The 23,212-nt window shown below is 39.0% G+C and carries 19 protein-coding genes; 2 read left to right on the top strand and 17 right to left on the bottom strand.

Going from position 1 to position 23,212, the window contains the following annotated elements:
- Positions 1–71: 71 nt before the first annotated feature.
- The 17 genes from Q0E20_RS02030 to Q0E20_RS02110 all read right to left on the bottom strand — a co-directional run bounded on the left by Q0E20_RS02030 (position 72) and on the right by Q0E20_RS02110 (position 20,243).
- Entirely contained in the window at positions 72–395 is a 324-nt protein-coding gene (locus Q0E20_RS02030; RefSeq protein WP_295995537.1) for a YolD-like family protein, read from the bottom strand.
- Positions 396–442: 47 nt separating this feature from the next.
- Positions 443–1,726, bottom strand: a complete 1,284-nt coding sequence (locus Q0E20_RS02035; protein WP_295995540.1) for a DNA repair protein — start codon at positions 1,724–1,726, stop codon at positions 443–445.
- Between the two features lie 256 nt (positions 1,727–1,982).
- On the bottom strand, positions 1,983–3,344 hold the full coding sequence (gene dnaB / locus Q0E20_RS02040; RefSeq protein WP_295995544.1) for a replicative DNA helicase: 1,362 nt from the start codon (positions 3,342–3,344) through the stop codon (positions 1,983–1,985).
- A gap of 111 nt (positions 3,345–3,455) precedes the next feature.
- Entirely contained in the window at positions 3,456–3,902 is a 447-nt protein-coding gene (gene rplI, locus Q0E20_RS02045) for a 50S ribosomal protein L9 (RefSeq protein ID WP_295995549.1), read from the bottom strand.
- Entirely contained in the window at positions 3,899–5,926 is a 2,028-nt protein-coding gene (locus Q0E20_RS02050; protein ID WP_295995554.1) for a DHH family phosphoesterase, read from the bottom strand. The genes rplI and Q0E20_RS02050 overlap by 4 nt, the downstream gene beginning before the upstream one ends.
- Positions 5,927–5,945: 19 nt before the next feature.
- On the bottom strand, positions 5,946–6,902 hold the full coding sequence (locus Q0E20_RS02055; RefSeq protein ID WP_295995556.1) for a DUF2232 domain-containing protein: 957 nt from the start codon (positions 6,900–6,902) through the stop codon (positions 5,946–5,948).
- Positions 6,903–7,097: 195 nt separating this feature from the next.
- The gene (locus Q0E20_RS02060; RefSeq protein ID WP_295995559.1) at positions 7,098–9,278 is read right to left on the bottom strand and encodes a ribonuclease J; all 2,181 of its coding nucleotides are present in this window, start codon (positions 9,276–9,278) and stop codon (positions 7,098–7,100) included.
- Positions 9,279–9,645: 367 nt separating this feature from the next.
- Positions 9,646–10,440, bottom strand: coding sequence for a uracil-DNA glycosylase (locus Q0E20_RS02065; protein ID WP_295995561.1), 795 nt, complete (start codon positions 10,438–10,440; stop codon positions 9,646–9,648).
- Between the two features lie 138 nt (positions 10,441–10,578).
- Positions 10,579–11,352: an ABC transporter ATP-binding protein gene (locus tag Q0E20_RS02070; protein ID WP_295995564.1), complete on the bottom strand. Its 774-nt coding sequence runs from the start codon at positions 11,350–11,352 to the stop codon at positions 10,579–10,581.
- 11 nt (positions 11,353–11,363) lie between these two features.
- On the bottom strand, positions 11,364–12,116 hold the full coding sequence (locus tag Q0E20_RS02075) for an ABC transporter permease (RefSeq protein WP_295995567.1): 753 nt from the start codon (positions 12,114–12,116) through the stop codon (positions 11,364–11,366).
- Positions 12,117–12,126: 10 nt separating this feature from the next.
- Positions 12,127–13,080: an ABC transporter substrate-binding protein gene (locus Q0E20_RS02080; protein ID WP_295995571.1), complete on the bottom strand. Its 954-nt coding sequence runs from the start codon at positions 13,078–13,080 to the stop codon at positions 12,127–12,129.
- A 251-nt stretch (positions 13,081–13,331) separates the two neighbouring features.
- Entirely contained in the window at positions 13,332–14,969 is a 1,638-nt protein-coding gene (locus Q0E20_RS02085; protein ID WP_295995574.1) for a glycosyltransferase family 39 protein, read from the bottom strand.
- Between the two features lie 10 nt (positions 14,970–14,979).
- Positions 14,980–15,573, bottom strand: a complete 594-nt coding sequence (locus tag Q0E20_RS02090; protein ID WP_295995577.1) for a DedA family protein — start codon at positions 15,571–15,573, stop codon at positions 14,980–14,982.
- A gap of 198 nt (positions 15,574–15,771) precedes the next feature.
- A complete protein-coding gene (locus tag Q0E20_RS02095; RefSeq protein WP_295995580.1) occupies positions 15,772–16,518 on the bottom strand; it encodes a hypothetical protein in 747 nt (248 codons plus the stop codon).
- A gap of 167 nt (positions 16,519–16,685) precedes the next feature.
- Positions 16,686–17,561 carry a CoB--CoM heterodisulfide reductase iron-sulfur subunit B family protein gene (locus Q0E20_RS02100; protein ID WP_005378080.1) on the bottom strand — a complete coding sequence of 292 codons (876 nt, stop codon included), beginning with the start codon at positions 17,559–17,561 and terminating at the stop codon, positions 16,686–16,688.
- Positions 17,561–18,523, bottom strand: a complete 963-nt coding sequence (locus Q0E20_RS02105; protein WP_295995585.1) for a succinate dehydrogenase/fumarate reductase iron-sulfur subunit — start codon at positions 18,521–18,523, stop codon at positions 17,561–17,563. Before Q0E20_RS02105 ends, Q0E20_RS02100 begins: the two co-directional genes overlap by 1 nt.
- A 1-nt stretch (position 18,524) precedes the next feature.
- Positions 18,525–20,243, bottom strand: a complete 1,719-nt coding sequence (locus Q0E20_RS02110; protein WP_295995588.1) for an FAD-binding protein — start codon at positions 20,241–20,243, stop codon at positions 18,525–18,527.
- 888 nt (positions 20,244–21,131) lie between these two features.
- Between Q0E20_RS02110 and Q0E20_RS02115 the strand changes: the two genes are divergently transcribed.
- A complete protein-coding gene (locus tag Q0E20_RS02115; RefSeq protein ID WP_059364265.1) occupies positions 21,132–21,806 on the top strand; it encodes a response regulator transcription factor in 675 nt (224 codons plus the stop codon).
- Positions 21,784–23,187 carry a HAMP domain-containing sensor histidine kinase gene (locus tag Q0E20_RS02120; RefSeq protein ID WP_295995591.1) on the top strand — a complete coding sequence of 468 codons (1,404 nt, stop codon included), beginning with the start codon at positions 21,784–21,786 and terminating at the stop codon, positions 23,185–23,187. Before Q0E20_RS02115 ends, Q0E20_RS02120 begins: the two co-directional genes overlap by 23 nt.
- The last annotated feature ends 25 nt before the right edge of the window (positions 23,188–23,212 follow it).

A 23,212-nucleotide genomic window follows, 5' to 3' on the forward strand; every position in this document is an offset into this window, starting at 1 on the left:
GCAAAATAGCCTATGCTTACCATAATAAGCACAGGCTATTCTTGTATATACCTTATACATGTCAATAATTTTCATTTATATACATTGATTTCCTTTATATCTTTAAAATAAATCATAACACTCTCTATGCATAAACTATACGTAGTCTTACTCATCGTCTCGATAATACCTACCAACTCCGTATAACAATGACCTGTATAATATACAACTCGTACAAAGTCCCCTTCTGTCAACGATTGGATTATACGATTTAATTCCTCTAGTTGATCCTCAGACAACTCTACTCGAGACTCCTTGGACCGCGCTACGGCTGCCAACAATGTTTCAAATCCCTTTAACGCCGCAAAGGGCATAAACTGTTTAGCCCGTTGCAACCGCGACATCCGATGTTTCATAAATCCATACCTTCCCCCACGCAATATATCAGCTCGTATAACAAAATTTACTCTCCATTATGGCCACCTACCAATGTATTTCTAAACTGCATAGTTCCTTCCTCTTGTAAACTAGATGCACGAAGAATCGCATTCTTACCAAAGCGCCCCTTAATATGTAACATGGTTTTCTGTATATGAGCTTCTTGTTGTTCTGCCTCTACTAATGCATTACTAAACAGGTCCATTTCCGTCGGTACAGCAGATTTATTAACCAACTCTTCAAAACTAATGGCAATACGTCGTATTAACTCTTGTGGCCGTTTATATTTATCAAACAAGGCTAGTACAGCAGGACATAATTCTTGAAACGAATCCGTATAATGAGCTAAGGTACGAGAACCACCAGTCGACTTCAAATCCTCCGCTGCATAACCAATATGAACATGTATACATTTCGTAACAGCCTTAATTTGTAATAATTCTAGGACTAATGATTCCACCATTTCACGCATAGGCAATCGAGCCTCATCAGCCGTATAATTGCGCAATAGAATTTGACTTTGTGAAAGGGAGTGCTTGGATGGTCTATACGCATGAATATCCGCAATAGTACAGCTTTCACGCCCCCATGCATGATCGATTAACAGCTCCGCATTCACACCAAATTCCTTATACAATTTATGTTCCGGTACTTGGGTGATACCATGCAAATCAAAGGCGCCAAATTTACGCAAACGATTGGCGATACCGCTGCCGATTTGCCAAATATCTGTAATCGGCTGATGATGCCAAATTTGTTCCTTAAAAAGGCTTTCATCAAGATAGCCTATAAAATCAGGTGCATGCTTAGCTAATATATCAAGGGCAATTTTTGCAAGAAACAAATTCGTTCCAATGCCAACTGTAGCGTAAATATGAGTGGCTGCAAGCACCGCATCAAGCAAGAGTTGAGCCAACTGACGAGGCGTTTTCTTGTACAAATTCGCGTATGGCGTGATGTCTATAAAATATTCATCAATAGAATACACATGAATATCCTCAGGGGATATGTAATTTAGCAGCGTCCCATAAATCTGTGCTGATACCTGCATATAGCGTTTCATATGAGGCTTAACCGTGATATATTCAATATGTGATGGAATCTGAAACAAACGAGTCCTATTTTTAACGCCTAACTTCTTAAGGGCTGGCGAAATTGCTAATGTAATAGCACCCTTACCACGAGAATTATCTGCTACTACCAAAGGCGTTGTAAAAGGATTCACACCTAAATCAGCACATTCTACAGAGGCGTAAAAACTCTTCAAATCAATACACATATACATCCGTTCTGTGTCAATTGAACCCATATACAAACACCTCCTTATAGCCCTAATGCACTAACTTTCATACGAGTGACTACTATTGTAATTTCTATCATTAGTATAACAAAAACTATTAATTATTTCAAACGTATGTTTGTTTTAAAAAGTAATATTAACTAACCAAAATAAAAAAGAGTATCTACTATTAGATGTCTTATCTATTAGTAGATACTCTTATATAGTTAATTAAAAGACAGCCATATGCCTAAGCCTATCGATGTATGGTAAGGATAGATTCTATTTATTGTTCTGGTCCCACCCTATCGTCATCAACTGTATCTCGGAACCGTGTTAATTCGCCAATAAATAGAAGTTTTACACTACCGACTGCACCATTACGGTGTTTACGAATCAGAACCTCTGCCTTATCGCCCATCTCGGAGTTTTCATCGTAATATTTATCGCGATACAAGAAAATAACAATATCCGCATCTTGTTCAAGAGAGCCAGATTCACGAAGGTCAGATAATACTGGTCGCTTGTCCGGACGACTTTCAACACTACGAGATAACTGGGAGAGTGCAATGACAGGCACATTAAATTCACGAGCAATAAGCTTTAGGTTACGAGAAATTTCAGATACTTCTTGTTGTCGATTTTCACTGCCCTTACCAGAATTACGACCTTGCATAAGCTGAATATAATCGACAATAACAAGATCAAGACCATGTTCCACCTTGAGGCGACGCAATTTAGCACGCATATCCTGTACCGTAAGACCTGGCGTATCATCAATAAATAAGTTAGCTTGGCTCATCTCATCAGCTGCCGCCATGACTCTAGACCAATCATTTGGATCCATATCCGCTTTGCGCAACTTATCTGATTCAATACCTGCCACAGATGATAAAATACGGCCTACTAACTGTTCCTTGGACATTTCCAGAGAAAAGAAAGCTACGGTTCTCTTAATCCCCATCGCCACATTTTGAGCAATATTCAAGGTAAAAGCCGTTTTCCCCATCGCAGGACGAGCGGCGACAAGAATAAGATCTGATCGTTGCAAACCGTTTAACATAAAGTCTAAATCTCTAAATCCAGTCGGTACACCTGTAATAGAGCCCTTATGTTGTTGTAATTTATTAAGTCTTTCAATATTCGTAAGAACCACGTCACCGATTGGCGAAAATGTTGACTCTGATTGTGTTTGACCACCTACATCTAACACGAGTTCTTCCGCCTTATTCATAATTACAGATGGTTCATCTTCACCAGCATAGGTCATGCCTACAATCTTATTACCAGCATCAATAAGACGACGCATTTGCGCTTTTTCTGCAATAATGCGTGCATGTTCTTCAATATTATAGCCCGTTGCTTCATTCGCAAGGGATGTAATATAAGCGATGCCACCTACCGTATCTAATTTTTTACGTCGTTCTAGCTCTTCACTTAATGTAATGAAATCTATCGTCTTATTACTTTTTACAAGGCTTAAAATAGCATCATAAATGATACGATGCGTATCACGATAAAAGTCATCACGATCTACGATACTTGTTACCAGATCAACGGCTTCGCCAGATGATGACCCATCTGTTAGCAATGCTCCTAATACGGCCTTCTCCGCATCCTCATTATGCGGTGGTATGCGTACGTCCATGTTCGTCTCCCCTTAACTAGATTATGAATATCTTCCCTACAAAAGAGTACATCACGCCTCTTCTACGCGCAAAAAGAATCACCACACTCTGTGAGCATGGTGATTCGAAAATTATTCAGCTACTACGTTAACCTTAATAGTGCTCGTAATTTCTGGATGTACACGAACCACTACATCATGAACACCTAATGTTTTTAACGGTTCTTTAATTTCAATTTTCTTTTTGTCAATATCTACCTTGTATTGAGCTTTCGCTGCATCAGCAATATCCTTAGCAGTAACAGAACCAAATACACGACCTTCTTCACCCATACGCACCTTAACAGTAACTTCTACTTTTGTAAGTTGTGCTGCTAAAATTTTAGCTTCGTCATTAGCAACAGCCTTATTATGAGCAATAGATTCTTGTTTTTGACGTGCATTATTAACATTTGTAGCTGTGCCTTCAAGGCCAAGGCCTTTTTTGATCAATACATTACGACCATATGCATCACTTACTTCAACGATTTCGCCTTTTTTGCCAACTTTTTTTACATCTTCTAACAATACTACTTTCATTGTTGTTCCTCCTCTTTTTCAGCGGAATGAAGCGCTTCTAATGCTTTATCTAGAATAGCAGCCTTCGCTTCCTCTATCGTCATACCTTGCAATTGAGCACCAGCCACAGTTCTATGACCACCACCGCCCAAAGCTTCCATTACAACCTGTACATTTACCTTGCCTTTGGATCGAGCACTAACACCGATGCCACCATCATTTAAGGAATACAGTACAAAAGCTGCTTCAATATCTTCATTACTAATGAGCATATCCGCACTTTGTGCCGCTAATGCCATCATATCCTTCAAACCATTAGGGGCTACAGAAATAGCAATTCCTTCTGTACGACTAGCTTCAAATACCATTTTAGCACGCAATTGAATAGAATCGAAGGTTTCAATAAATAATTGTTTAACCTTATCAATATCTGCTCCTGCTCGGCGTAAAAAAGCGGCCGCTTCAAAAGTACGCGCTCCAGTTTGCTGATAAAAATTCTTCGTATCCAATACGATACCTGCATAAATACCTGTGGCTTCCGCTTTTGAAAGCTTTACAGGAACGCCTGCATATTGAACTAACTCTGTAACTAGCTCACTTGTAGATGAGGCAGCAGGTTCTAAATATGTAAGCAATGGATTTTCAACAAAATCTGCAGCTCGACGATGATGATCGATAACAATGCGTCGTTCAGATACCTCGAGAGCCTCTAGGGCTGCCACCATTGGCATTCTATGCGTATCACAAACGATAGCCAATGTATTCGCATCGGCCCACAATTTAGCTTCTGCAGGCGTTAAAATATGAGTCTTCCAAAACTCATCTTCCACAAGAACATGGACCATTTTATCGATGGCATTTGTTTCTTTTGAAAGCACGAGTCTTACTTCTTTCCCTAGAGCACGTGCAATCGATACAACACCGATAGCACCGCCCAATGCATCATAATCTTCACGTTGATGCCCCATAACAAGAATTTTATCAGAATCAATCATTAACTCATGAATAGCTTGGCTCACTACACGAGCACGAACACGAGTGTTCTTTTCAACACCTGCTGTATTACCGCCAAAGAACCGAGTACTTTCACCATCCATAATACAAACTTGATCGCCACCACGTCCTAATGCAATATCAAGAGCTGCTCTAGCACGTTCAGATACATCCTTAACAGAACCAGTATTTTCACCAATCCCAATACTAATCGTAGCAGGTACTTGACGAGGAGACGGTAATTTACGAATACGTTCAAGCACACTAAAACCATCGTTTTCCATGTCTTGCAAAGCACCGCGTGAAATGGCAAATGTATACATATCATCTTGGAAGTTTCGGATGAACCCTTCGTGTTTATCGATTTCGTCAACCACGATATTATTGATTTCAGCCCATAGATTTGTATATTCTCTATCGCTGAGGCCTTTCGTTAATTCTTCAATATTATCGATTTGAATCATGCCCCATACAGGCTGTTCTTCTTGAGCCTTAATACGTTCCTTCTCAATGGCTGTAATATCCTTGAAATACAAGGCCATAACGGCATGTTCCGTCAATTCATCATTAGGATCTGCGTCAGGTCTTGCATCTCGAGGATCAATGAACTTGTACACCACTTGGAAATAGCGGTCCCCGTATTGCTCTTTTAAAAACCCCGATTTCCCCCAAATTTTATCAATTCTAAATCCAGGAATCAAAGTAGACATTTTTTGTAATTTATTCCAATCTACTGGAACCCAATCGGCAAATACGCTATTATTCCATACTAAGGTACCTTGCTTATTTACCAGTACAATAGCAGTTGGTAAATTCTGCAATGCAAAATTAGCAGCCTGTGTCACATTTTTCATCATAGCACTAAATTGCTCACGTGCTAGGCGACGACGATTATGAATCGTATTGTAATTAATCAAGTATACGGCAACCACCACGATGGCCGATAATATGGCTAACAACCAATTTAAATAAGCGATGATTAAAATCAATAGAACGATGACGCCTATAATGGTCCATTCCATTGCTTCCCATCTTCGTTGAAAGGATTTCATAGTAACCTCCTTTCCATTATCAATCTCGTCGACTAAAACGAGATCGTAAATCTAAAAACATATCTATAATCCCAAATATAGCTAATGCTTGAGAAAAGAATAAGGCATATGCAAAAACCAAGCCCCATTTTATCTTAGGTGCTACTCGATAGCGAGTCATAATATCTGCCAATGCAGCAAAACCATGAATAGAACAAATAAAATTACCAAGCAAAACTAAATTTTTACTAATAGCAATAACCCATGGCGTATCTAAATGTACATATGCACTGCCATGTACACCTATGATACCAAGAGCAAAAATACCAGCACCCCATATTGGCATCTTCCACTGTTCAATTGGTAAGAAGTTTGGTATAGAAATTCGCAATCGACGACCCAGCCATAAAGATATCTGTATTGTAATATACGTATATACTATTGCCCCTACGGCTATAGCCATACAAAATACATCTCCCAATGTATCAAAATTCTTTTGTACATTGTCAACAAACTGATCTGCTTGTTCTTGTGTAATAGCTGGATTTGTCGCCATAGCATCATGAGCCATCATCTGAGCTTGCTCTACAACCATAGGGCCTATAGTTGATACATCAACACCAGACATAGAATACGATACGATAATGACAAAAAATATAGCCAAAAACATCAATACACTTGGAACTAACAAACGCTTTATAGTAGGCCATGAGAACCGATTCCCAGCACCTACACCAATGCCTACCAAGGCAAATAATCCTACAACGAATGAGTTAACGATTCCAAATAACATGGTGGATAGAAAAAAGATAACAATTGTTCCTACAGCACTATACTTAAATCCCCATTTGGTGCCAATTATTCCAACAGCGGCAGGAGTAACTAAAAATGACAAAAATCCAAATATAGGTAAGTATACACTAATGGCGGTAAGCACAACTCCAATAGCGCTAACAAATGCCGTTTCCACCATTGCTCTTGTATTTGTTTGTTTCATAATACTCCATTCAACTCTAAAAGGATACCAATTATCTTTTAATTATAACAGTTTAAAGAGGTAACTTCAAATACCCTATATAGTATACAATAACCGTAACCATGCTACTTATAGTGTCTTAAAAGAACAAATAAATCCCTCTTAAGATCTTCGCCTTTTATAATATGGCACTTGCACTTAAGAGGGATATATTAATTAGTGTACATCTTGAATGATTGGTAAAATCATAGGTCTACGACGTGTTTTATCATAGAAGAATTTCCCCAATGCATCGCGAACGTTTTGTTTAATTGTAGTCCAGTCCTTAATACGTTGTACTTCGCAATCATTTAATACTTGATGAACGCGACGTTCTGCTTCAAGCATAAGTTCTTCCGCATCACGTACATACACAAAGCCACGAGATACAAGATCTGGTCCTGCAATAATAGTACCCGAAGCAGTATCCATAGCCATGACAACGATAACCATACCTTCTTGTGCTAATTGTTGACGATCGCGAATAACGATATTACCAACATCACCAACACCAAGACCATCAACAAAGATAGCACCAGCTTGTACGCGGCCGCCTTTACGACCACCATCTTTATCAAATTCAAAGATTTGACCATTGTCGCCGATAAGTACTTTCTTAGGGTCTACGCCCATAGCGACCCCAAGTTCGCCATGGCGACGTAACATACGGTACTCACCATGAACTGGGATGAAATACTCTGGACGCACAAGGTTAAGCATTGTCTTAAGCTCTTCTTGACTCGCATGACCAGATACGTGAATACCACGATCTTTACCATATACTACATGACAGCCTAGACGAAGCAAGTTATCAATGGTTCTACCCACAGCACCTTCATTGCCTGGAATTGGTGTAGCAGAAATGATAACAGTATCATTCGGTGCTAATTCTACAGTACGGTGGTTACTGGTAGCCATACGAGACAAGCCAGCCATCGGCTCACCTTGAGAACCAGTTGTTAAAATCATAATTTGGTCATCTGTATAGTTGTGCATTACATCTACATCAATAATTGTATTTGGTGGAATATTCAAATAGCCACGCTCCTGAGCGATTTCTGTAACATTTACCATGCTACGGCCCATAACGACAACCTTGCGATTGAACATAACCGCTGCATCAATAGCTTGTTGAATACGGGATACGTTAGATGCGAATGTAGCCAATACAACGCGACCTTTTGCTTCACCCACCGCTTGTTTAATAGCAGGTCCTACGGAGCTTTCAGAACCTGTAAAGCCCGGTTTTTCTACGTTCGTAGAATCGGACATCAATGCCAATACGCCTTTGTTTCCCAGTTCTGCAAATTTGTGCATATCCATCAAACGACCATCCACTGGCGTTTGATCAATTTTAAAGTCCCCTGTATGAAGCACAGTACCAATTGGTGTATCAAAGTACACAGCACAAGAGTCAGGAATGGAGTGATTTGTTTGGATAAAACCAACCTTTACTTGACCAATTTGAACCTCATCACCGGCGGCAACTGTACGAAGACATTTTGGAGACACCTTATGCTCTTTAAACTTACCTTCAATCAAACCACAAACTAGGTTTGTTGCATATACTGGACAGTCAATTTCTTTCATAAGGTATGCCAAAGAACCAATATGGTCTTCGTGACCATGGGTAATAACGACTGCTTTCACGCGATCTCTATTCTCAATAATATAGCTCATATCAGGAATAACGATATCTACGCCTAACATATCTTCACTAGGGAACGCAAGACCAGCATCGAGAACGATGATTTCGTCTTCGTATTGGAAGATCGTCATATTTTTACCAATTTCACCAAGGCCCCCAAGAGGGATGATTTGGAATTTCCCCTTATTAGAGCCCGCTGGTTGACGACCAATTAAATCAGATTGAACCTCTTGGTTGCGGTCATGATTACGAGCCATTGGACGATTATTAGTACGCGTACGACGGTTGTTAGTATTTTCATTGCGTCCATCATTCGCATTACGTGTACGCGTAGCATTACGGCCAGTTCTTGTATTACGCGTATTCTCACCATTTCTCTCCGTTCGGCGTGTATTTTCACCATTACGAGGGGTGCGAGTTTGACGAGACTTACGTTCTGTACCTTGTTGTTCGCCTTGCTCACCTACTGGTCGTTGACGACGTGTATTCGTTCTTGGATGAGTCGCACGTCGTTGGCGACCTTCGCCACTTTGATTCGCTTCACCTGTATGGCGACGTTCACTCGTACGACGGCCTTCTGTATTACGATGCTCTCCAGCAGGTCGACGCGTATTAGTGCGACGACGAATGGTTTTTTGCTCACCCTGAGCAGACGGCGCCGTCTCTACTGCAGTCACTTGTGCAGCATGTTGATTATCTGTTGTGTTCACAGTTCCTCCTAAAATTTTATTCATTAATTTGTTTAACATATATTTTCACCTATCATTAAAATTTGATCTTTACAGAGGAGGAGACAAACGAAAAAGGCGCTATCCAGCAGCGTCTTTCAAATGAGCGCAAAAATAGCGCAACTCAATTGTTACCGTTCAAGTCCTTTTGTCCATTCGCCTCTTGCAAATGAATATAGTGTACCATTAAACGCGTCAGCCGCGACGTTACGTTCTCTTCGTTACCGTTTAATGTTCATTATAATCCGATCGTTCTGATGAAAGTCTTACTTTCATACGTTATTATTATTGTAACATAAAAATAGCGTTAACAAAAGAGGACCCTTATGTTAACGCTATGTCATTAAGATTATACGATTTTATGTTTAATAACAGCCTCAGCAAACCCTTGTCGATAGAGATTAACTCCGCCGTTTGCAGGGTGGCGTAATCCAATAGCAGATAGACCAAATTTTCCCATCGTATCGGCAGACTTTTGTCCTACAGCCAGTAGAAGAGGTTCATCGCCACCCATTTCATGATGTAATTCTAATAACCGTTTTGTATATTCCCATCCTTGCTCTTGCTCAGCCTCTGTAGGTGTACGATTCGTCAATGGATTTCCATTCTTATGAGGATGGAAAGGGAATATATTCCACAACAAGGTATCATACGGATCGATGCCTTTTTCTACGATAGCACTCCACACTACAGTATCGGTAGGTTCGTTAAAACCATCTTTCTGCTGTGTTCCGTTTAATAAAGAGCTAGTAGGCGAACTAGTCCGTTCTAATCGAATCGACGTTACATCCTTCGCACGAATGGTTTTGTGCTTATCTAATAGCATTCTTTCACAAGTAATGGCAATGCCACTGAAACGCCCACCCTGATATCCTACTGCCTCTGCCACTACAAATACCTTAGCTCGACCTAAGCGTGGCAACAAATAGGCTAGCAAATTATCTCGACGCACCTGGGCCGCATCAAAGCCTTCTGTGACAATCTCTAAATCAGGATTTACCTCACCCCAAGGATTATGAACGAGGCTGCCACGATACTGACCTAGCCACTCTACAAATCCACGCACCTTCTCTACTCGCTCCGCATCAAAGGATGCTATATATTCATCAAAAGACATGCTCTTCTCTAACGCAAATAAAGACATACAGCCTCCCATTTAACTTTTATAAGTAATAACTAATATATATCTACTATACATGATAATGACACAAATTACATAAGAAATATAAAAACCACCCAAGGATGTCAAAATACTTGGGTGATTCTTTTGAGGCATATACAACTAAATATAGAACTCGATTTTGTCTTCTTTTGCTAATTGGAATTGTTCGAAGATATGATTCCGTATAGTAACAAAGGCTGCCGATGTACGGTCGGTTCTGTTAATAATGTTTACAGGGATTATGGTTTGTACGCGACCTGGATTAGCCGCCAGTACTACTACACGGTCTGCTAAGACCACAGCCTCTTCAATATCGTGAGTAACGAATACAACGGTTTTACCCTCTTCTCGGCAGATGCGAGAGATTTCGTCTTGTAAGTTGATACGTGTTAATGCATCGAGAGCGCCTAGTGGCTCGTCCATGAAGATAATATCTGGATCAACAGCTAGTGCACGAGCAATAGATACACGTTGTTGCATGCCCCCAGATAGTTCTGCAGGATAGCGGTTACGTGCATGATCAAGGCCTACCATTTTCACATATTTATCAATGATAGCAGGGCGCTCTTCTTTAGGTACCTTTTTACTTTCAAGGCCTAATGCGATATTACTTTCCACTGTACGCCATGGCAATAAACCGTAGTTTTGAAAAACCGTTACATATCTGAGTTGAGGTGCTTTCACCTCTTCACCATCTATGGTAATAGAACCAGATGTAACGAGCTCAAAGCCCGCCATAGCATTCAATAAAGTACTTTTACCAGAACCAGAAGGGCCTAAGAGACAAATAAACTCCCCCTTTTCAATATCTAAATTTATATTTTCAAGAATGGTGAGTGGTTCCCCATCTTTCATAAATTCCTTATGTGCATTACGCACCGAAATGTAACCCATGAGGCCACCTCCTATTTCTCAATACCCCAACGCTTGTAAATCCATTTTTCGATGAGGGATACGCCCCAATCGAGTAAAAGCCCAACAAAACCGATGGTCAAAATAGCCACCATAAGAAGATCATTGCGCAAGTTGTTTCTCATATCGATAATAAGGAAGCCAAGGCCCGTTTGAGAACCGACCATTTCACCTGTTACAAGGAAAATCCACGCTGTACCAAGAGCGATGTGAAGACCTGATGCAATGCCAGGGAATACAGCGGGCAACACGATTTTAAACAAGAGTTCTGGTTGTTTAATACCAAAGTTACGTGCCACCTTGATATATACAGGGTCGATATTTTGAATAGCAGACACCGTGGATAACAACACAGGGAAGAACGAGGCAATGAAAATAATAACAATAGCTGGTGCTTGACCAATACCAAAGAATAAAACAATAAATGGCAACCACGCTACTGGTGAGATTGGTCGAATAACTTGAACAATAGGGTTAATATAATTCCAAATTCCCTTGTACCAACCTAGGATAAGGCCTAGAAATACGCCTGCTCCAACGGAAATAATATAACCGATAAAGAAACGCACTAAACTATCTGCAATATCTTTAAAAAGAACACCGTCGCCTATAAGTTCTCCAAATCCAAGTAATACCTTATATGGCGTTGGAAATAAGGCTTCGTTAAATCCTCCAAGGCGAACAATCAATTCCCAAATCAGCCAAGCCGCAATAAATGCCCCCGGCACATATGTATATTTCTTCATAGCCGCCCTCCTATGGTAACAATGATGTATCTACAAACTCTGAATAGCTCGGCACTTTTTTAATCAAATCAATGTGCGTCATATGATGCGCGAGCGCATTATAACGATCTTCTGTAAGGGCTAAATCTCCAAACCTAATCACTTGTAAAGAACGTTCAATAACAGGATCCTTAAATTTCATATATTTTAAGGAAATCTCTTTTTGTGCTTCTGGATGCTCATCTAAATATTTACCTGCATCAAGATAAGCCTTGGTAAAAGCTTTTGCTAACTCATGATGCTCATCAACGAACTGTCCATTAAACACAAGGGCACAACAAATGTTGTCATGCCATAAATGATCCGGATCTTCAAAAACTTTACCTTTTCCCATTTCTAATGCAAGAGACCCAAATGGTTCAGCTACACTATACCCAGCAATTTGTCCTACCGCTAACGCTGATGGCATTTCAGGAGGACTCATTTCAACGACTTGCACATCTTTTTCACTTAGACCAGCATTCTCAAGCATGCAATCCACGAGAATTTTTTGAGTTGATTGTTTATGAGGAATAGCAAAGGATTTGCCTTTTAAGTCTTGTACAGAATTAATATCATTATTGACGATAATGATATTACCTTCTGTATGACCCAATGCAGCAGCACGAACATCAATACCTTGTTCACGAGCCTTTACAGCAAGCTCAACGAGAACGGCCGCAGCATCTACCTTACCGGTATTGAGTGCATCCATAAGCTCTGGCCAAGACCCATACTTAACAAGTTCTACATGAACAGGACCATCTGCTGTTTCTAATTCTTTTGTAGCAAATACTGGCAATGCATGGGTAAGTGGTAAATACGCTACGCGTACAGTTTTTAATTCTTGGGCCGTCTTTGGTGTATGGTATTCATGATAGCCATAGGCTATCCCACCGATAACTAAGAGGACCACTCCGATAATTAGATACCAAGTCTTCTTCATAACTTCCCCTCTTTCTACCTCATAACAAGGGGCGTTTTTGACACATGTCATTTTCGCACATTTCTAAACCTTAGATGAAATAAGGGATTAGAACACCTCGTCCTATAAAATTATATAACCTACTATATCAATATGTTTTTATTCTGTCAATAATACATATTTATAGAATAGGGTTTGAAAAGCACAAAAAAGCATCAACCGCTAATGCGGTTGATGCTACTTTCACAAATCATGTAAACTATAACAATATATCATTCTTCAATATAAGTTTGACGTTTATTCAAAATATAAATCTCTGAACTGCCAGCTTCACTATATTCACCAACATAAGGAGCAATACTAGACTGTTTAAAATGACTAATCTCTCCTTTGGGAACAATAACCATGATCTGCTTACCTTCAACCAAGCGCTTAATAAACTCATCTTCGGTCACTTGTTCCATGAGATATTTTTTATCCCACTCAGTACTACGATATTTTAGTTTATCTTTATCATCCCAACGACTACTATCACCTTTAATACGAATCACCTTATGACCAGTGTAATATACAACAGATGTGCTATATCCATTGTAATAATACACATCACCATTATATTTTTCTACAACAGGGATCAGATTAATAGAGCTACGTTGTTTTACAAGCGGCACTAAACCTTCAAGGACCACAATCGATGAAACAAGCATGGTACCAATCACAATGGTGCTCAATAAACGATACCGTTGACGCGTCCACCAAAACCAGAAAAGTCCTAATAGGGATACTCCTGCAAAAACATAGAGCAAACCATAATAGCCCCACGGAGCAAAGAAGGATGCCACTACATATGCAATCCATAATAAGAGTGTAGGACCTACAACAATCCACGGTACATAACGCGGCCTCCCTGGTCGCAGAGCTTTCAACGCCCCTAATGTACCTAAAATACTAAATGGTACGAGACTAATAAATGTATATAAAGGATATTTAGTAGCCATTAAAGAATAAAATAGAATGGTACCAACACCCCAACACATGCAATATAAATACCACTTATGTCGCTGTTTAAAGCCCGTTATCATACCATAAATAACGGCCCCGGTCCACGGTAAAGAGGCACCTAAGAAAATGGCAATGTAATACCACCATACATTATCTTCTGGATGTTCAGATTGCGTGGCACGAGTTACATTATTGAGGCCTAAAAAACCATCTACAAAAGCTTGTCCATGGGCACTATACATATAAACATACCATGGCATTGCGACAATAAGGAATGCTAAAATTCCCTTCCAATCAAAAAGGCGAAATAGCATTTGTTTTGAACGAGAAATCGCTGTATAAACAAGCAAAATAAGCCCTGGTAAAACGAGAGCTACCGGCCCCTTTGTTAAAACGCCCAGTCCGGAAAATACATAAGCTACAATCATAGCCGTACTAGAATTTTCGTTCAATCCTTTGTACGCATACATCATAACCATCAAAGTCGTATACAACAACACCATATCGGTTATAACACCATGAGCTACAGCCCAGAACATAAGAGATGTACCAAGGATTGAAGAACCTACCAAGCCAACAAGCCAACGTCTGCTAAAGGTCCTTAACGATTGAAACATAGTCGCTACTGACAAGGCACCGAATATAGCACTTGGCAAACGCACTACCCAATCTGCAAAACCAAACACTTTAAACGCTAAAGCAATAAGCCAATAAATCATAATAGGCTTATCATACCAAAATGTCCCATAAATCTGTGGTGACAACCAGTTACCAGATAATACCATTTCTTTGGCAGTTAACGCATAATTCGATTCTACTGGATCCGTTACCGGTAGCATATTATTGGCAACCATAAAGAATACCAGCCAAACAACAAACAACACAGGCGTCAAACGAGACAATTTCATTATGTTCTCCTTATGATTTACGGCGATTCTTGTAGTATTTATAACCGATTACGACAGCCACAATAGCAAAGACAACAATCATAATAACCAAAAACTCATGATTATACTCTATGAGGTCTTTCCAATTTTCTCCAAGAACTTTACCTAAGTATACAAGTAAAATGGTCCAAGGAATCGTTCCTAATATGGTCCACACGATAAAATGCCATAACGGATACCGTGCCATTCCAGCAGGAAATGAAATAAATGTACGAACACCAGGCAATAAGCGACCAAAAAATATGGCTGCACCACCATATTTATTAAACATTTTTTCAGCCAGTTCAAATTTATGCTCATTAAAAAATACATATTTACCGTATTTTAATAATAAAGGGCGCCCGCCATATTCGCCCATCCAGTATGACAATATAGATCCCACTATACCTGCCAATATACCGACAACCATAGTTGTATGAAGTTCAAATATACCTTGAGCAATCAAATACCCTGCAAATCCAAGAACAATTTCACTGGGAATTGGCACATTTGCATTTTCTAATATCATTGCCATAAACATGGCTGCATAGCCATATGTTTCCATAAACGAAATAATATATTCCACTTGTTATACCTCTTCATAACTCCCCTATCATGGACTTATGATATGTTACTATTAACAACGATATGCTGGTGAAAATTTCACCATGTATACAATCTATTTTACCATAATAAAATGACCCTCACCATAAGGCAGGGCCATTTACAATACTAATCATATGTAATCATATGTAATTTACGATGATTATTAATCATTCTATAGTCACTCTGTTTTAAGACCTTGTATAAAATCATAGGCATGTACAGCCGCTTCTGTATCGACAAAATGAAATGGTTCCAATAGGCGACAGAATTTAAATAGATAGTCACGTTTGCGTAAGACCTCTTGCACGTGGAGAACGGTATCCCGTGCACAGCGTGCAGAACTATAGCCATTCATAGCCGCATATAAGTAAGCATTCGGTAAATCACCTTCACGAATAAAGCTATGAATAAAAATCAGTAAATCCCATCCAGCAGGCGTGAACTCAGGCCAACGACGTGCGTTTTCCCAATCGAGAAACATCACTGCATCCTCGTCTGGATTATATACAATATCTCGTAATGCAGGGCGACCATGGGCAATCCCATAGTCATGAAGCATGCCAAGAGCTTTACCAAAGGCATAAAAAATATGAACAGCCATATCTTCTAGAGATGTATCTTCTGGATGTTCCTGTGGTAAATGTCCATAATAGGTCAAGCTTTTGCCATAATTAGGTGTCACAAAATAATTTTCTCGAAAGCCTACAATTTCTGGCGCTAATGGTAATTGGGTACGCACAAAATTCATCATATAAAACTCATGATCAAAAGATGCACGAGGCGATGGTTTAATCCATGATGACCGGTTATTACCTACAGCGCGTTTTACAAAAAACTCATTGCCTTGAAAAGTAACTAAGAATACGCGTCCCAATTCTTCTTCATTCAATTTACGGTCTATATATTCTAATAAGGCTTCGTTCATGAGACCTCCTTATGTCATCAATGCTTACCTATCTATTATATAATAAACACCATATATGTATCAAATAAAGACCCCCTAGCCATAGCCAGGGGGTCTTTACGGTAATTATGATAATAGGTTTAATTTAGGTTTTATAAGCCAACTGAGGCACTCTAAATTAAAACGAATTAACCTACAAATTTTGTCACTGCTGCAGTATCAGTTAAGTGACGTTTAGGCATGCCCATTTCTTCAGGAGTGATGCCAAGAGCAAGACCTACTAATTGGGACATATGCAAGATTGGCATATCTTTGCCACCGCCAACAACTTCTTTTGCTTCTTTTTGGAACATATCAAGTTGCATTTGGCAAAGTGGGCAAGGAGTTACTACGCAATCAGCACCTTCTGTAGCCGCATCTTTGTTGATGGAGCCAGTCATTTGCATTACGGAGTCATGTGCAGGGTATACAGCATGGAAACCGCAGCAATCAAGTTTACGAGAGAAGTCGATTGGTGTAGCACCGATAGCAGAAATCAAATCTGCTAAAGATGTAGGCATTTGATAATCTTCGAAGCCCATTTCAGTTTGAGGACGAAGAATATGGCAACCATAATATTCAGCTACACGTAAACCAGTTAAAGGTTTAACAACTTTTTCTTTCAATTTATCCAAACCGTAATCGCGGATCAATACCCATAAGAAATGAGTGATATCAGTTGTACCGCGGTATTGTTTACCGATTTGAGCTAATTTTTTATTCACTTCTTCTTTTTCTTTTTCGTTATTGTCTAATTCGTTTTTAGCTTCACGAAGCATCAAAGTACAAGTGTTACATACAGTTAAAAGGTTCAAACCTTTTTCTTCTGCCAATGCAATGTTGCGTGCATTTGTAGCTAATGTAATTTCTGGAGCGATATCTTGAACGTGGGATGCGCCGCAGCAAGTCCAACCGTCAAGTTCTTCTAGTTCGATGCCGAGTTTTTTAGCTACTGCAACAGTTGCCATGTAATCTTCTTTGGCAGCGCTTTCAAGAACGCAACCTGGGAAAAATGCGTATTTCATTATTTGCTTACCTCCTCAGCTGCTTTCATAAGTCTGCGAACACCATCAATACCATTAACTGGTTTTTGAGGTACTACAAGTTCGAAAGGATTAATTTTGCTGTGTTTCCACAAACGTAATGCATAGAATGCTTGTTTAGCGGAATCTACAACACCGTCAGATTTCAAGCTCATAGAAACTTCTTTCAAGCGACCAGTTTTGTAAAGATCTTCTTTGAAAGCAACTGCATGGCGAACGCCTTTACTATTTGTAAGACCAGCTTTAGTAGCTTCTTTACGCATGTTGGAAATATCTTGAGCAGGTTTTAAGTGTTTAGGACAACGGGAGATACAGTTCATGCAGTGAACGCATTTCCAAAGACCATTGTCAAATGCAGGTTGAATGTGAGCCATAGGTGCATCATCACGGCTATCCAATACGAAACGGTTAGCTTTAGTGAATACATATGGTTCCAAGAAATCGTCTTGACGTGCAGTCAATTTGTTACATTCAGATGCGCAGCAACCGCAAAGGATACATTCTGTACCAGCAACGAATTTTTTGAAATCAGCTGGAGTTTGACGAACGATTTTGTCGCCTTCGTTGAATTCTGCTTTAAGGAAAATCCAAGGAGCAACTGTTTTCAAACGATCAACTTTAGATTCCCAATCAACAACTAAGTCGCGGATTACACGGAAGTTACCGATAGGAGCGATAGTTAATTCATCTGTACCATAACGTTCTGTCAATTCATCAATTTTAGATTCACAACCAAGCATTGCTTCGCCATTTACGCGAATGGAGCAAGCGCCGCAAACTGCGGAACGACAAGCTGCCAAGAATGTTAATGTTGGATCTTGAGTATCTTTAATTTTTTGAAGGCCCCAAAGAATTGTACGGTCAGGTTCGTAATCGAATTTGAAAGTTTGTACAAACGCGCGACCTTGTTGGTAACGGTGGATATGATAGGTGATTTGTCTCATCTTAGTACTTCCTTTCTTGTGGTTCGTATTTAGTGAACACTACGTCACGTTCAGTTAATTCGTATTGACCGTCTGCACCTAATTTGATCAAAGAATGTTTTAAGTATCTTTCATCATTACGTTTAGGATGGTCTTCACGGATATGAGCGCCACGGGATTCACGACGGTGTAAAGCGCCCATTGCAATAGCTTTTGCTACTGTTAACATAGAACCGATTTCACAGTAGTTTACGAATGCCATGTTATAAGTACGTTCAGGGTCACCTACATAACAAGTTTTATAATCTTCGATCAATTGATCGATTTCTTTTAATGCTTCAGTAATACCATCTTCATTACGGAAGATACCTACTTTATTCCACATTGCATCAGCCAATGCATCGCGGATTTCTACAACTGGGCGACCGCCTTCACGAGTTGTTACTTCAGTGAATTTTTCTTCCCAGTGTTTAGCAGCTGCAGCCAATTCTGCATCTACATTTGGTTGTTCATGTACTTCAGCATAGTCAGCTGCACCAGCACCGGATACTTTACCGAAAACTACGCCGTCAGCCAAAGAGTTACCACCTAAGCGGTTAGCACCATGGATGGAGATACAAGAAGCTTCGCCAGAAGCGAACAAACCAGGCAATTCACATGCACAAGTTTTGTAGTCTACTACGTCGATACCGCCCATTGTATAGTGACATGTAGGACGAATAGGTACTGGTTGAGTCAATGGATCGCAGTGTTCGAAGCACATTGCCAAGTCACGGATACCATGAAGTTTTTCGATGATAACTTCAGGTCCTAAGTGACGAAGGTCAGCTACTACGTATGCGTTAAGACCAGAACCGAAACCACGACCTGCAGCGATTTCATCTTCGATTGCTTTCGCTACAACGTCACGGGATGCCAATTCCATTTTATTTGGCGCATATTTTTTCATGAAACGTTCGCCTTCAGAGTTAAGAAGGTAACCACCTTCACCACGAACCGCTTCGGACATCAAGATACCAGTACGACCAAGACCAGTTGGATGGAATTGAATCATTTCCATATCTTTCAAGCCATTACCAGCACGGAAAGCTGCTGCCATACCATCGCCTGTGGAAAGGAATGGGTTTGTAGTACGAGTCCAGAAGATACGACCTGCACCACCAGTGGACAAGATGATTGCTTTCGCTTTAATTTGTTCTACGCGACCTTCTTTCATGTTCCAAACTACAGCGCCACCAACATGACCTTCTGCAGATTTAACAAGATCTAAAAGGTACCATTCTTGTAAGAAGTGTACGCCTTCTTTCAAGCATTGTTCGTAAGTTGTGTGCAAAATTACGTGACCAGTTTTATCCGCAGAGTAGCAAGTACGTGGATAGGATTGACCGCCGAAATTACGTTGCGCAATTTTATTTTCTTCTGTACGAGAGAATGGAGCACCCATATGGTCCATTTCAAGTACGCCTTCTGGACAACGAGAGCAGAAGAATTCGATTGCATCTTGGTCACCAAGATAGTCAGAACCTTTTACTGTATCGAAAGTATGTGTTTCAACTGTATCTTCAGCTGCTACATTGTTCAAACATGCATTGACACCACCTTGTGCCATTGCTGTTGCTGAACGGGTTGGGAAAATTTTAGTAATAAGTGCTACACTTAAGCCTTTGCGACGACCAACTTCAAGAGCCGCACGCATACCAGCGCCACCGCTACCTACTACTAGAACATCAAACTGTTCCATAATGACCTCCTCATAACTACCTATAAAAAGAAAATTTCTTAGACTATCTAGATTCAAAAACCTTATAAAAATTTTTGATAACCTAATCATTTTTCCTTAAAGAAAAGCCCCACACTTGTGTGATTTTTCTTATAGCTTTACATATAATTATAGAGAGCATTGACGAGTATGTCTAAACCTTATTATGCATAATTAATTTTAATAGCTCTAATTGATACTCTATATCAATTCATGTTTTTTATGATGAATATTGAACATTTTAATTATGTAAAAAGTAAATTCTATTTATTTTTATGTATATCATTTATATTGATTCGGTTCCGAATTTTTTACTACGTTGATATCTATACAAGTCCAATAAATACTATGATTTACCGACTATATCACGTAAAGAATACCATTTACTCTTATTAATATTTTTGAATTCCTACCAAAAATACACGGATTTTATTGCTCTTGTATATATTAAAACCTCTCGATTTTAGTCTACTTTTTATTTATGATAATTATTATCATAAGATTTTATTGTGATTTTCTTTACATCTTTCAAATTTAGTAAAATCGCCCTTATCTATGCATATACGGCAATCTTCGATATACTTTATTTTATAAAATCAAATATTTCTAGATAAAACTTATGTAGTCATGCAAAAGGTCTATTTATATATGAATATATAAGGATTTTAGCATTTATTACATTCATTTTTCACTCATTCCATTTGTATAAGGTATGATAATAGATAAATTAGTTATATAATATAGCTTAAATATGTTAATATTAATTTAAATACTAATGTGTTGCAATTTTGATTTACGAAAATTGATTAGTATTTAAATAGTATTAAAAGAGAGTTATATAATTTAATCATACATAAGGAGAACAAACATATGAAGATCTTACTTGTAGAAGACGAAGAAATGCTGAATGGTATTACAGCCAAATATTTACGTGCCGAAAATATGACTGTCGATACATGCTTCAATGGTCAACAAGCTATCGATTATGTTAACACATCTAGCTATGACGTAATTGTTATGGATATTATGATGCCTGTTTTAGACGGCATTAGTGCATTGGCACAAATTCGTAACGAAGGTAATACAACACCGGTTTTATTATTAACAGCAAAAGACTCTTTACAAGATAAAGTTACTGGCCTTAATACAGGCGCTGATGACTATCTTGTAAAACCATTTGATCTTGAAGAATTAACAGCTCGTATTTATGCGTTAGCACGCCGTAATGCGCGTCATGCACAAAATGATATTAAAGTAGGTCCTTTGACAATCAATGTTCCTCAACGTACTGTAAAACGCGATGGCGAAGCTATCACATTAACAGCCAAAGAATTTGATTTATTGTACTATTTAGCAAGCAATGAAAATATTGTTTTATCTCGACAACAAATTCTTGATCACGTTTGGGAATACGATTACGAAAGCTACTCTAATCTAATTGATGTATATATTAAGGATTTACGTAAAAAGATTGACACGGATGAAAATGTGAAATTGATTCAAACCGTTCGTGGAGTAGGATATGTCCTCAAAACAGAAAACTAAGGAACAAGGTCACGACCTTAATTCTATGTCAGGTGCCTTCAAGCACCTTTGGAATCGCATTCCACTAACATTTAAAATTATGTTGTGGTACACATTATTTTTGAGTACCCTTCTAATTTCTATGTCCATTTTTTACTATAACTATATAGGAACAGCACATAGCACAGAAATTCGGGATCGATTACAACAACAAACGCTTATTATGTCTACAGACATTCGCAAGTTTAAACCTTATGAGGATGGCACATTTTATCTTGTTTACACGCAAGATGGATTAATTACAAAAGGCTATTTACCGGATGGATTTCCAAACCAATCGAATTTATCGCTTGGACAGGTCGGTGAAATCGAAGCCAATGGTATGACATTTTACTATTACGATGTGCCTATCAATGCACCAAATTACCGCGGATTCTTACGAGCTATTACGAGTCAAAAGATTACCGATAAAAATGGTGATACTTTATATGGTTTATTACTTATTAATATCGTAGCTTTACTAGTATCTTCCATTGGTGGTTATCTATTTATAAAACAAGGCCTAAAACCACTGCGAAAACTAACACATACAGCAAAGGTTATCGGGAAAAACAACGACTTAAGTCGCCGTATTGAATTACCCGAAATTGCCAAAGATGAAGTCTATGAATTGACTACAACATTTAACCGCATGTTGTCTGGTCTTGAGGATTCCTCCAATCGGGAGAAGCAATTCAGTTCTGACGTATCTCATGAATTGCGCACTCCAATCGCCGTTATCCAAGCTGAAAGTGAGTACGCCATCAAATATGCACGAACTCCAGAGGAAATGCAGGAAGGTTTGACACACATCTTAGAGCAAGCTAAGTTTATGTCTTCCCTTGTATCGCAATTATTAGACGTAGCACGATTAGAAAACAACTACGAGATGAATGTGGCACCTGTTGACGTAAGCACTATGTTAAAGAATATGGTCCATGATTACACTCGATTATGTACTGAAAAAGATATTATAATCAACGCAGATATTGATAACGATCTAGTTATTACAGGTCATGAAGTATCTTTACGTCGTGCTGTCACTAATCTTATTGATAACGCTATTAAATTTACAAAATCAACAATCAATATTACAGCGAAACGCAACAATTTATACTTAATTATTGAAGTTACAGACAACGGAATTGGTATTGAGCCAGATAATCTGTCACAAATTTTTAACCGTATGTATCAAACAGAGCAATCAAGAAACAAAAAATCTAATCACGGTATTGGCTTAGGCCTTTACTTTGTAGATAAAGTTGTTCATTTACATCACGGCACAATTACAGCCAAAAGCGAGTTAGGAGTATTTACTACCTTCGCCATTACCCTTCCTTTGTCAGAGGCATTAATAGAATAATACAATACGCTGTACAAAAAACACC

Origin of the sequence: uncultured Veillonella sp. (assembly GCF_934230905.1) — a bacterium.
Taxonomy (GTDB): domain Bacteria; phylum Bacillota; class Negativicutes; order Veillonellales; family Veillonellaceae; genus Veillonella.

What these genes read in the sequence shown, in the direction of transcription:
- Q0E20_RS02030 (WP_295995537.1), bottom strand. Translation starts at nt 395, where the DNA reads ATGAAACATCGGATGTCGCGGTTGCAACGGGCTAAACAGTTTATGCCC.
- Q0E20_RS02035 (WP_295995540.1), bottom strand. Translation starts at nt 1,726, where the DNA reads ATGGGTTCAATTGACACAGAACGGATGTATATGTGTATTGATTTGAAG.
- dnaB (WP_295995544.1), bottom strand. Translation starts at nt 3,344, where the DNA reads ATGGACGTACGCATACCACCGCATAATGAGGATGCGGAGAAGGCCGTA.
- rplI (WP_295995549.1), bottom strand. Translation starts at nt 3,902, where the DNA reads ATGAAAGTAGTATTGTTAGAAGATGTAAAAAAAGTTGGCAAAAAAGGC.
- Q0E20_RS02050 (WP_295995554.1), bottom strand. Translation starts at nt 5,926, where the DNA reads ATGAAATCCTTTCAACGAAGATGGGAAGCAATGGAATGGACCATTATA.
- Q0E20_RS02055 (WP_295995556.1), bottom strand. Translation starts at nt 6,902, where the DNA reads ATGAAACAAACAAATACAAGAGCAATGGTGGAAACGGCATTTGTTAGC.
- Q0E20_RS02065 (WP_295995561.1), bottom strand. Translation starts at nt 10,440, where the DNA reads ATGTCTTTATTTGCGTTAGAGAAGAGCATGTCTTTTGATGAATATATA.
- Q0E20_RS02070 (WP_295995564.1), bottom strand. Translation starts at nt 11,352, where the DNA reads ATGGGTTACATTTCGGTGCGTAATGCACATAAGGAATTTATGAAAGAT.
- Q0E20_RS02075 (WP_295995567.1), bottom strand. Translation starts at nt 12,116, where the DNA reads ATGAAGAAATATACATATGTGCCGGGGGCATTTATTGCGGCTTGGCTG.
- Q0E20_RS02080 (WP_295995571.1), bottom strand. Translation starts at nt 13,080, where the DNA reads ATGAAGAAGACTTGGTATCTAATTATCGGAGTGGTCCTCTTAGTTATC.
- Q0E20_RS02085 (WP_295995574.1), bottom strand. Translation starts at nt 14,969, where the DNA reads ATGAAATTGTCTCGTTTGACGCCTGTGTTGTTTGTTGTTTGGCTGGTA.
- Q0E20_RS02095 (WP_295995580.1), bottom strand. Translation starts at nt 16,518, where the DNA reads ATGAACGAAGCCTTATTAGAATATATAGACCGTAAATTGAATGAAGAA.
- Q0E20_RS02100 (WP_005378080.1), bottom strand. Translation starts at nt 17,561, where the DNA reads ATGAAATACGCATTTTTCCCAGGTTGCGTTCTTGAAAGCGCTGCCAAA.
- Q0E20_RS02105 (WP_295995585.1), bottom strand. Translation starts at nt 18,523, where the DNA reads ATGAGACAAATCACCTATCATATCCACCGTTACCAACAAGGTCGCGCG.
- Q0E20_RS02110 (WP_295995588.1), bottom strand. Translation starts at nt 20,243, where the DNA reads ATGGAACAGTTTGATGTTCTAGTAGTAGGTAGCGGTGGCGCTGGTATG.
- Q0E20_RS02115 (WP_059364265.1), top strand. Translation starts at nt 21,132, where the DNA reads ATGAAGATCTTACTTGTAGAAGACGAAGAAATGCTGAATGGTATTACA.
- Q0E20_RS02120 (WP_295995591.1), top strand. Translation starts at nt 21,784, where the DNA reads ATGTCCTCAAAACAGAAAACTAAGGAACAAGGTCACGACCTTAATTCT.